General features: G+C 64.7%; 11 protein-coding genes. 9 read left to right on the top strand and 2 right to left on the bottom strand.

What is annotated here, in order from left to right:
• The first annotated feature begins 45 nt into the window (after positions 1-45).
• Positions 46-753 carry a DUF1013 domain-containing protein gene (locus tag Q0071_RS19425; RefSeq protein ID WP_298173623.1) on the top strand — a complete coding sequence of 236 codons (708 nt, stop codon included), beginning with the start codon at positions 46-48 and terminating at the stop codon, positions 751-753.
• A gap of 92 nt (positions 754-845) precedes the next feature.
• Here the strand turns inward: Q0071_RS19425 and Q0071_RS19420 are convergent, their stop codons facing one another.
• Both Q0071_RS19420 and Q0071_RS19415 read right to left on the bottom strand, forming a co-directional pair.
• Positions 846-1,187, bottom strand: coding sequence for a polymer-forming cytoskeletal protein (locus tag Q0071_RS19420; RefSeq protein ID WP_298173620.1), 342 nt, complete (start codon positions 1,185-1,187; stop codon positions 846-848).
• Positions 1,188-1,191: 4 nt separating this feature from the next.
• On the bottom strand, positions 1,192-2,337 hold the full coding sequence (locus tag Q0071_RS19415; protein WP_366886815.1) for a peptidoglycan DD-metalloendopeptidase family protein: 1,146 nt from the start codon (positions 2,335-2,337) through the stop codon (positions 1,192-1,194).
• A gap of 354 nt (positions 2,338-2,691) precedes the next feature.
• On the opposite strand from Q0071_RS19415, the gene Q0071_RS19410 reads away from it, so the two are divergent.
• The 8 genes from Q0071_RS19410 (at position 2,692) to Q0071_RS19375 (ending at position 9,326) form a co-directional block, all read left to right on the top strand.
• A complete protein-coding gene (locus tag Q0071_RS19410) occupies positions 2,692-4,002 on the top strand; it encodes a glutamate-5-semialdehyde dehydrogenase (RefSeq protein WP_298173616.1) in 1,311 nt (436 codons plus the stop codon).
• Positions 3,999-4,658: a nicotinate-nucleotide adenylyltransferase gene (locus Q0071_RS19405; RefSeq protein ID WP_298173632.1), complete on the top strand. Its 660-nt coding sequence runs from the start codon at positions 3,999-4,001 to the stop codon at positions 4,656-4,658. Before Q0071_RS19410 ends, Q0071_RS19405 begins: the two co-directional genes overlap by 4 nt.
• Positions 4,659-4,761: 103 nt before the next feature.
• Positions 4,762-5,169, top strand: coding sequence for a ribosome silencing factor (rsfS, locus tag Q0071_RS19400; protein WP_298173629.1), 408 nt, complete (start codon positions 4,762-4,764; stop codon positions 5,167-5,169).
• A gap of 74 nt (positions 5,170-5,243) precedes the next feature.
• Positions 5,244-5,669 carry a 23S rRNA (pseudouridine(1915)-N(3))-methyltransferase RlmH gene (locus tag Q0071_RS19395; protein WP_298173613.1) on the top strand — a complete coding sequence of 142 codons (426 nt, stop codon included), beginning with the start codon at positions 5,244-5,246 and terminating at the stop codon, positions 5,667-5,669.
• A gap of 4 nt (positions 5,670-5,673) precedes the next feature.
• Complete coding sequence (locus Q0071_RS19390) at positions 5,674-6,882, top strand: peptidoglycan DD-metalloendopeptidase family protein (RefSeq protein ID WP_298173611.1); 1,209 nt, start codon at positions 5,674-5,676, stop codon at positions 6,880-6,882.
• Positions 6,883-6,977: 95 nt separating this feature from the next.
• Positions 6,978-8,318 carry a S41 family peptidase gene (locus Q0071_RS19385; RefSeq protein ID WP_298173609.1) on the top strand — a complete coding sequence of 447 codons (1,341 nt, stop codon included), beginning with the start codon at positions 6,978-6,980 and terminating at the stop codon, positions 8,316-8,318.
• A 4-nt stretch (positions 8,319-8,322) separates the two neighbouring features.
• Positions 8,323-8,817: a disulfide bond formation protein B gene (locus Q0071_RS19380; RefSeq protein ID WP_298173606.1), complete on the top strand. Its 495-nt coding sequence runs from the start codon at positions 8,323-8,325 to the stop codon at positions 8,815-8,817.
• Positions 8,814-9,326, top strand: a complete 513-nt coding sequence (locus Q0071_RS19375) for a demethoxyubiquinone hydroxylase family protein (protein ID WP_298173603.1) — start codon at positions 8,814-8,816, stop codon at positions 9,324-9,326. The genes Q0071_RS19380 and Q0071_RS19375 overlap by 4 nt, the downstream gene beginning before the upstream one ends.
• Positions 9,327-9,426: the final 100 nt, after the last annotated feature.

Below are 9,426 nucleotides of genomic sequence, written 5' to 3'. Positions count from 1 at the left end.
GCAAGGGGCGGCCCTTATTGTTTCCGCTGTCCGGAGGGGCTCCCCTTGAGCAACCAGTCAACCTTTCCGCTGATGCCCCATGCCACGGCATCGTGGCTTGTCGACAACACCGCGCTGACGTTCGAGCAGATTGCCGAGTTCTGCGGCCTGCACATCCTCGAAGTGCAGGCGATGGCCGACGATCTGGCCGGTGCCAAGTATACCGGCCGTGATCCGGTCCACTCGGGCGAACTGACCCAGAGCGAGATCGAGCGCGGGCAGTCCAATTCCGAGTACCGGCTGCGCATGCAGAAGGCGCCGATTTCGGTCAGCCGCACCAAGGGTCCGCGCTATACGCCGGTCTCGAAGCGGCAGGACAAGCCCGATGGCATCGCCTGGATCTTGCGCCACCATCCGGAAATCTCGGATGCGCAGATTGGCAAGCTGATCGGTACGACGCGCAATACCATTGCCGCGATCCGCGACCGCAGCCACTGGAACATTTCGAACATCAACCCGAAGGACCCCGTAACTTTGGGTCTGTGCTCGCAGCGTGAGCTTGACGCGCTGGTTGCCAAGGCTGCCAAGCGCGCCGGGATCGAGGAAGACGACACGGCCAACAACCTGCGCCTCGGCAATGATCGCGAGGCCTTGATCGAGGAACTGCGCGCCGAGCGTGAGGCTCAGGCTAAGGCGGCCTCGCAGGCCGCGCAGGAAGCCGAAGCGGCTGCCTGGCTCGAAGCGCGCCGCGCCGAGGGGCTCTCGGACAGCTGACTTCTGGTCCTGAATCGACGTTGCGTTGAAGGTGCGTCAGCACTCAAACCCCTCCCCTTCCGGGAGGGGTTTTTCTTTTAGTTGGCCAGATCCTACGGCGTGTCGCTCGCCATGGGCTCAAGTCCATGGCTGAGCATGCCATCAATGTGGGCACCCTGCTCGATCGTCAGGACATCATATCTCACATCGCCGTGAATGCGGGCGGTCTTGAGCACCACAAGCTGGCCCACCTCGATTCCCCCTCGAACCGTCCCGGCCAGTCGCGCAGTCTGCGCACGAATCGCGCCGTGGATCGAGCTCGCTTCGCCCTGAACTAGGCCGGAGCACGTGATGTCCCCCTCGACGTGCCCTTCGATATGCAGCTCGGCGCTGGCGGTGATGTCGCCCTTCACGGCCAGATCGGCCCCAAGCACCGAAAAAGTAGTCGCAGGCACGGCGTTACCTTGCCCGGCTGTCCGGGCGACCATGTCCGGCCCTTGTGTTGGCTTCTTGGAAAACATGCGGCATCGCCTCCAGAAAGGGTCGCGGGTCCACCGGACGATCGGCAATCCGCACTTCAAAATGCAAATGGGGTCCGGTCGAGCGGCCGCTGCTGCCGATTGCACCGATAACGCGGCCCGGGCCGACCACTTCACCAACGCGGGCCGTAATGCGCGACATATGGGCGTAACGCGTCAACAAGCCGTTGCCGTGGCTGATTTCCACGCAATTGCCATAGCCTTGCTTTGCGCCGGTGAAGCTGACCGTGCCAGCAGCTGCCGCCAGAATGGGCGCGCCGATGGGGCCGCGGAAATCAAGGCCGGCGTGGAATGCGCCGCCTCCGGTAAAGGGATCGATGCGGTAGCCGAAGCCGCTCGAGATATAGTCGAGGCTGGCGGGAAGCGTGTTGGGAATGCGAACCAGAGCCTGCTCCATCGCGCTCATGCGGGAGAGGCTCGCGCCAAATCGGGCAAACCGAGGATCGAGCTTGTTTCCAGGGCCGGTGGCCATCGGAATCAGCGGACCACCCATGGCGCTGCCATCGGAAGCCGCCACAACCTTGGGGTTCAGGCCAAGACGGCGCATGGCGGTCTCCGCGCGGGCCGAACGGATGTCGGCGTATCGCGTCAGCGCTTCGATGAACGCCAGCTGGCGCGCTTCGATCTGGGCCAACCTGGTCGCCTCAGGCAGGATCATCGAGATCTTGCGTACGGTCTTGCCGGCTTCCTCGCTGCTGTCCGAAACCGTGCCGGACGGCAGCGTTTGCGGCAGCGGACCGATCGCGCCCTGCACGTTCTTCTCGATGAAGTCCTGGCGCTTGGCGAGATCGCTGGCGACGGAGCCGAGGCCTGATCGATACTTCGCGACGCGGCTTTCTGCTGTCGCGACCGCAGCTTCCCGCTCCAGCAGCGAAGCTTGATTATAGACCGCGAGGGCTTGGCTGATGACCATCCAGCCCATCATCAGAGCCCACAACAGCACAGCGCCGGCCACGGCCCCTGCGACGCGCATCTGCAACTGCGCCGAAACGCGGATGAAGCGAACATGTCCGTTCGAGCGCATGAAGAATTCGCGGTCGGGGAACCAGCTGCGCACCCGCTCCACGAGTGTTCGCCAGCGGGGTGGCGGACGACCGCCATCCTCTGGCGGTCCCGCCTTGGGCCGAGTTGTAACTGGTAAGATAGCGACCCCCGTCCCTACGCTCTGCATGACCGTCTTTTGGGCGCGAGCCGCTTAGTCGCCCCCGGCCACCCGGTCGAATCCACATCGCATCGAGCAGGATGAGTCGTGCGAGTCCGTCGACGAGCCGAGCTGTTGGCGTCCTATGGGCCAGCATGCAACCGGCTGTCAGCTCATCCAGCCGCGAAGGTAAACCACAAGGGTTAGCGACTCGGCGAGATCCAGGCTGGTTCAGCCATTCCGGCTGACAGCACTCCCTCGGGATGATAAGGGCGCGCAATGAACGCGCTCGTTTCCCCCCAAGCCACCGTGGATCACGCTGCCAGCAGCGGAAACGTGGTCGATGCCTCGGCTCTTGTCGAAAGGCTGGCCCGTGCGGGTCGTGCGGCGCAGCGCGTGCTGGCCACCATGCCGTCGGCGCAGCGTGCGCAGGCACTTCGTCTTGGCGCTGCGGCGCTGCGGCAGGCTGAGCAGGCCATTCTGGATGCCAACGCTCTCGATGTTGCCGATGGGGTTGCAGCGGGGCTATCCTCCGCGATGGTTGACCGTTTGCGGCTTGATCCCGCGCGGATCGAAGGGATTGCGGCTGCCGTCGAACAGGTCGCCGCGCTCGATGATCCGGTTGGTCAGATCATTGATGAAAGTCGCCGGCCCAATGGCATTGTCCTGCGCCGGGTGCGCGTGCCTATTGGCCTCATCGGGATCATCTACGAAAGCCGTCCGAACGTGACAGCCGATGCCGCCGCGCTATGCGTGCGGTCTGGCAACGCCGCATTGCTGAGGGGCGGCAGTGAGGCGGCGCGGTCGAATCGTGCGATTCACACCGCGCTGGTTAAGGGCCTCGTTGAAGGCGGTGTTCCTGCCGAGGTTGTGCAATTGATGCCGACCCAGGATCGCGCAGCTGTCGGCGCGATGCTTGCTGCAGGTGGCTTGATCGACATGATCGTTCCGCGTGGCGGCAAGAGCCTTGTGGCCAGAGTCCAGGCAGATGCGCGCGTCCCGGTTCTCGCGCATCTCGATGGCATCAATCACACCTTCATCGATCGCGCGGCGAATCCCGCCATGGCGAAGGACATCGCGCTGAACGCAAAGATGCGCCGCACCGGCATCTGCGGGGCGATGGAAACGCTGCTGGTCGATGCCCAGTTCTCCGATCCGCACGGTCTCGTCGCGCCGCTCCTCGAAGCGGGCTGCGAGCTGCGCGGTGACGCGCGGGCTTGCGCGATCGATCCCCGGATCCAGCCTGCGGATGCCGCGGACTGGGACACCGAATACCTCGATGCGGTGCTCTCGGTCGCTGTGGTCGACGGGCTGGATGGGGCGCTCGCACATATCGCGCGCCATGCCTCCGGGCATACGGACGCCATCGTGACTGACGACGAGGATGTCGCAGCCAGGTTCCTGTCGGAGGTCGACAGCGCCATCGTGATCCACAATGCGTCGAGCCAGTTCGCAGACGGCGGCGAGTTCGGATTGGGTGCCGAGATCGGCATCGCCACCGGGCGCCTGCATGCGCGCGGACCGGTCGCTCTCGAAGGATTGACCACCTACAAGTGGCTGGTGCTCGGCTCCGGGCAGATCCGCGCCTGAAACCCGTGCTTACCGGCCTGCTCGGCGGCAGTTTCAATCCCGCGCACGGCGGGCATCGGCGAATCAGCCTCTTCGCACGCGAAGCCTTGGGGCTGGATGAAGTGTGGTGGCTCGTTTCACCCGGGAACGTCCTTAAACCTGCTGTGGGCATGGCTCCGCTTCCGGCCCGGTTCGCGTCGGCCCGGGCGGCGGCCCGCGGGGCGCCGATCAGGGTAACGGCGATCGAGGCTGAACTCGGAACGCGCTACACCATCGATTCGCTTCGTTTGCTCAAGCGCCGCTATCCCAAGCGGCAGTTTGTGTGGCTGATGGGAACCGATAATCTCGCGCAGTTTCATCGTTGGCGGGGTTGGCGCGGGATCGCCCGCGAGATGCCGATTGCTGTTATTGCCCGTCCGGGGTATGATGGCACCGCTATGACGAGCCTCGCCATGGCATGGCTGCGCCGCTGGCGCCGGCGGCACAGCCAGGATTTCAGCGGCGCGAAGCGGAGCGCCCCGGCGCTGGTCATCTTGCACTTTGACCCCGATGCCCGATCTGCAACGGCTCTCCGTGCAGCAGATCCTGACTGGTATCGCCGCATCCCGTTCGTGCATCAACGCGACATGCTCACCCACCGGCCGATTGGGACAGCCGCCCGGGCGAGGGTGCGTTGAGCGCCGATCTGCTCTCGAATGCTTTGTTGGCCGAGCTGCTTCGGCCAACCCACTTCAACCTAGGAACATTGAACTGTCAGCCATGGAGACCATCTACACACTCATGACAAGCCCACAGCCATTGCCGGTCGATGCCGGCATCGCCTCCAGTTCTGCCTCAGGATCCCTGGCCGCTGCGCCGGGCACGATCCTCGAACTGGTCTTGCGTTCGCTCGATGACGACCAGGCGCAGGAAATCGTCTCGATCCCGCTCGAAGGCAAAAGCTCGGTCGCTGATTACATGGTGATCGCCTCGGGCCGCTCGACTCGTCAGGTCGCTGCCATGGCGCAGAAGCTGGCGGAGCGGATCAAGCAGGGCGGCTTCGGCCATGTCCGGATCGAAGGCCTTCCAGCCGCTGACTGGGTCTTGATCGACGCTGGCGATATCGTCGTCCACTTGTTCCGGCCCGAGGTACGCAGCTTCTACAACCTTGAGCGGATGTGGGCCTTCGGAGATCAGGGCGCGGCCTGACATCTGGGGCTGCACTCCACAGGTGCGGCAGCGCGGGGATTCATTGCGCCGTCAATCTGCGCTAGGGCAAGATCATGCTGCTCCACGTGATTGCCCGCGGAAAGATTGGTCGCTCGCCCGAGGCTGAGCTGGTTGATCGCTACGCCCGCCGGATACCCTGGGGTTTCAAGGTTACCGAGCTGCCTGATCGCGGTGGTGTGCTGCCCGTTCCTGCCGCCACGCCGATCCGAACCGTGGCGCTCGACGAGCGCGGCCAGCAGCTCGCATCGACAGCGTTTGCCGCGATACTGGGCCGCTGGCGCGATGATGGTGTTCGCGAAGCGCGCTTCCTGATTGGCGCGGCGGATGGGCACGATGCAGCGCTCAGGGTCGGAGCGGACCTCTTGCTCGCGTTTGGCGCCGCCACGTGGCCGCACATGCTTGCCCGGGCCATGCTCGCCGAGCAGCTTTGGCGGGCCACGAGTATTCTCTCCGGCCATCCCTACCATCGCGATGGCTGAGGCCATGACGTCACGCGCGGCCTTCATCGCCATGACTCTGGCGCTCGCCAGCTTCGCGGCATGGCAAAGTGCTGCGCAGGATGCGCCCTATGAAAGCGCCGATCAGGCTGGCGACGCGCTGCGTGCCGCCAGCCGCGCCTTGGCCGAGGCCCGTCAGCGCGGGGATATGCTCGAGGAAGCCGCCCGGCGCGCAATTGCTGCTGCCGATCGCACGGCCAGCGAGGCTGCGGCGGTTGCCGCCCGAATCCAGCAATCCGAAGCAGAGATTGCGCTTGCAAAGGCCAGTGTCCGCGAGATCGACCGGCAGCGCGCGGCTTTGCGGCTGCGCATTGCTGCCCGGCAGGAACCAGTCGTGCGGCTGACCGCTGCCTTGCAACTCATGTCGCGCAGGCCGCTCGTGTTCAGTCTGATGCGCGCAGATACCTTGCGCGAGACGGTCTATCTCCGCGCCGTCCTTGAAACGATGCTACCGGAGGTCCAGCGCCGAACGGCGGGTCTGCGCTCAGAGATCGTGCGCGGCCGCCAGTTGCAGGACCGTGCGCGGCGGGCTGCCGCGAACCTCACGGCTAGCGAGGAAGTGCTGACCGCAAGACGCCAGCAGCTCGTCGCGGTTGAGAGCCGACAGCGCATCGCCTCACGCAGCGCTCAAGGCATCGCTAGCCGCGAGGCAGATCGCGCGTTGGCGCTTGCCGAAGACACGCGCGATATCGCGGCACTGATGGACCGCCTGCGCGCCGACGGCACCTTGCGCAATGAACTTGCCGCCCTGCCCGGCCCGGTTCCCCGCCCCGACCGCCCCGGCTCGATGCTCGTTGTCGACGAACACGCGCCTGCCCGCACAGTGGCCGGTGGCCTTGCCTGGATCATGCCCGTGAGTGGCCGGATCGTCAGCGGCTTTGGCGACGCTGCTGGCGCGACGCGTTCGATCGGCGTGACTCTTGCCCCTGCGGCGGGTGCGCAGGTCGTCGCCCCTGCGGCTGGCCGGGTGGCCTTTGCAGGCGACTACCGAGGCTTCGGACGGATCGTCATCATAGACCATGAGGGCGGCTGGACTTCGCTCATCACCAACCTCGGGCGGCTGGACGTCGCCGTTGCGGCCAAAGTGCTGCAGGGATCGCCGCTAGGCCTCGCGGGGCCCGGTCGGCCGACAGTGACGATCGAACTGCGCAAGGATGGAACGCCGGTCAATCCGCTAGCCCTGATCGAGCGCTGATTGCCCTTTCTGCATGGCGCCGGCCCATCTGGCGTTAATCGTCATGGCTCTATAGAAGCAGGCCAAGGCTCTGCACTCTTTGCCGAAAGACGATCATGGCGTTCAAGTTTGTTCCCTTGCTGCGTGCCGCTGCGCTTGTCAGCGCCGTCGCGCTCATTCCGGCGACCACTGCCGGGCTTGCCGCTGTCGACGCGCGCTCCGGGCCGGAGTTCAGCAAGCTCATGGCGGTCTACGAGCGGATCAAGACGAGTTACGTCGAGCCTGTAGATGACGACAAGCTGATCAAGGGCGCGATCAACGGGATGCTTGCGGCGCTCGATCCGCACAGTTCCTACCTCGATGCGCGCGATTTCGAGAACCTGCGCACGCAGACCGATGGCTCCTACGGAGGCCTCGGGCTTTCGGTCACGATGGATGATGGCGCGGTCAAGGTGATCGCGCCCACCAAGGGCAGCCCGGCCGATGCCGCTGGCGTCAAGGCGGGCGACTACATCACCCACATCAACGGGAAACTGATCTACGGCGGTACGCTCGACGAAGCGGTCGACCAGATGCGGGGGCCTCCGGGTACCTCGATCAGTCTGACCTTGTTCCGCACTGGTCGTGACGAGCCGATCGAGGTCAAGATCACGCGCCAGATCATCGAACTGAAGCCGGTCGACTTCAAGGTCGAGGGTAATGTCGGCGTGATCTCGGTATCAAGCTTCAGTGCCAATGTCGGCGGCGAAGTGCTCGATGCGTACAAGCAGATCAAGGCCAAGACCAACGGACGAGTGACCGGGCTGGTGCTGGATCTGCGTGGCAATCCGGGTGGGCTGCTCGATCAGGCGGTCGCGCTTTCCGACCTGTTCCTGGATCGCGGCGTGATCGTTTCGCAGCGCGGCCGCTATGCGCGCGACAACGAGACCTACAATGCCGAATCAATGACCCCGGGCGATATTGCCAAGGGCATTCCGATGGTCGTGCTGATCAATGAAGGTTCTGCCTCGGCGTCTGAAATCGTCGCTGGTGCCTTGCAGGATCAGCATCGCGCCGTCCTCATGGGTCAGCGCAGTTTCGGCAAGGGCAGCGTGCAGACGCTGATGCCGCTCACGCGCGATACCGCACTGAAGCTGACCACCGCGCGATACTACACGCCGTCTGGCCGCTCGGTCCAGGAAGGCGGCATTGATCCCGATATCGCAGTGCCGCAGATTTCCGACCCCGATCTGCGCAAGCGCGCGCTCCGCTTCTACCGCGAGAGCGATCTGCGCGGGCACCTGATCAACGAGATCAAGGATGACAAGGACCTCGAGCGCGACAAGGTTCAGGATCCGCGCTTCAAGATGACGCCCGAAGAACTCAAGGCCAAGGGCATAGACGACTTCCAGCTCTACTATGCGCTGCAGACGCTGGGGCGGACTGCCCCGCAGACGCTGGCTGCGCGCAAGCGGTGATCCCGTGGTGACGTCTGCCAAAAGCGCTGCGCAGGGCGCCGATCTGCTCGCACTGGCGGTGCCGGCAGCGCTGATCACGGCTGTGTATGTCGCGCAATACGCCTTCGGCCTCGCTCCATGCGAAATGTGCTGGTGGCAGCGCTATCCCCATTTTGCCGCGATTGCCTTCGCGCTGGGCGGGCTTGCCACCCGGGGAACGCGCCTCGGCAGAGCGCTGGTTGCGCTGGCCGCCCTGGCGATCGGAATCAGCGGGGCGATCGGCGCCTTTCACGCGGGTGTGGAATACGGCTGGTGGCAGGGGCCGACGGCTTGCTCGTCGACCAGCCTCGGCAACGATCCGCTTGCGTCCATCATGAATGCTCCGCTGATCCGGTGCGATACGCCAGCCTGGACCATGTTCGGCATTAGCCTTGCGGGCTTCAATTTCCTGATTTCGGTCGCCAGCGCCGCGCTGATCCTCGTGCTTATCGGCCGCCGCAGCAAGGGACTTTCACGATGACTGAAACACGCGAAGTGATGCTGCGGGTCAACCAGGCCGGTGAATTCGGCGCGATCCGCATCTACGCCGGGCAACTGGCGGTGATGGGAGACCGCACGTCGATCTCGGGTGAGATCGCGGCGATGGCGCAGCAGGAAGCTGTGCACCGCGAACGCTTCGATGCCCTGCTGATCAAGCGCGGCGTGCGCCCCACAGCGTTGCAACCGCTCTGGTCCGCTGCCGGCTTTGCGCTTGGCGCCGCCACCGCGCTGATTGGCCCCGAAGCGGCGATGGCCTGCACCGCCGCGATCGAAACAGAGATCGACCGTCATTACACCGAGCAGCTTGAACAACTCGGTGAAGATGATCCGGAGCTTTCCGGGATGATCCGCGAGTTTCGTGATGACGAGCGCGAGCATCGCGATACGGCGCTGGCATCCGGCGCAGAGCGGGCGCCGGCCTATCCGCTGCTGTTCAATGCAATCCGCATGGGCTGCCGCGTGGCCATCGCCGTCTCGAAACGTATCTGACCGCGCAAGGCTTGATCCACCGCAAGGCATGGACTTCAGCTATCGTTCACGCGGTAGAGGCCCTATATCGACCGGCATGACCCCCCAAGCTGGAGCTTAC

The organism is Novosphingobium sp. (assembly GCF_027486195.1).
Lineage (GTDB): Bacteria > Pseudomonadota > Alphaproteobacteria > Sphingomonadales > Sphingomonadaceae > Novosphingobium.
Note: the sequence above shows the minus strand (reverse complement) of the source record. Positions and strands in the feature narration are given on the sequence as shown.

What these genes read in the sequence shown, in the direction of transcription:
- Q0071_RS19410 (WP_298173616.1), top strand. Translation starts at nt 2,692, where the DNA reads ATGAACGCGCTCGTTTCCCCCCAAGCCACCGTGGATCACGCTGCCAGC.
- rsfS (WP_298173629.1), top strand. Translation starts at nt 4,762, where the DNA reads ATGACAAGCCCACAGCCATTGCCGGTCGATGCCGGCATCGCCTCCAGT.
- Q0071_RS19395 (WP_298173613.1), top strand. Translation starts at nt 5,244, where the DNA reads ATGCTGCTCCACGTGATTGCCCGCGGAAAGATTGGTCGCTCGCCCGAG.
- Q0071_RS19390 (WP_298173611.1), top strand. Translation starts at nt 5,674, where the DNA reads ATGACGTCACGCGCGGCCTTCATCGCCATGACTCTGGCGCTCGCCAGC.
- Q0071_RS19385 (WP_298173609.1), top strand. Translation starts at nt 6,978, where the DNA reads ATGGCGTTCAAGTTTGTTCCCTTGCTGCGTGCCGCTGCGCTTGTCAGC.
- Q0071_RS19375 (WP_298173603.1), top strand. Translation starts at nt 8,814, where the DNA reads ATGACTGAAACACGCGAAGTGATGCTGCGGGTCAACCAGGCCGGTGAA.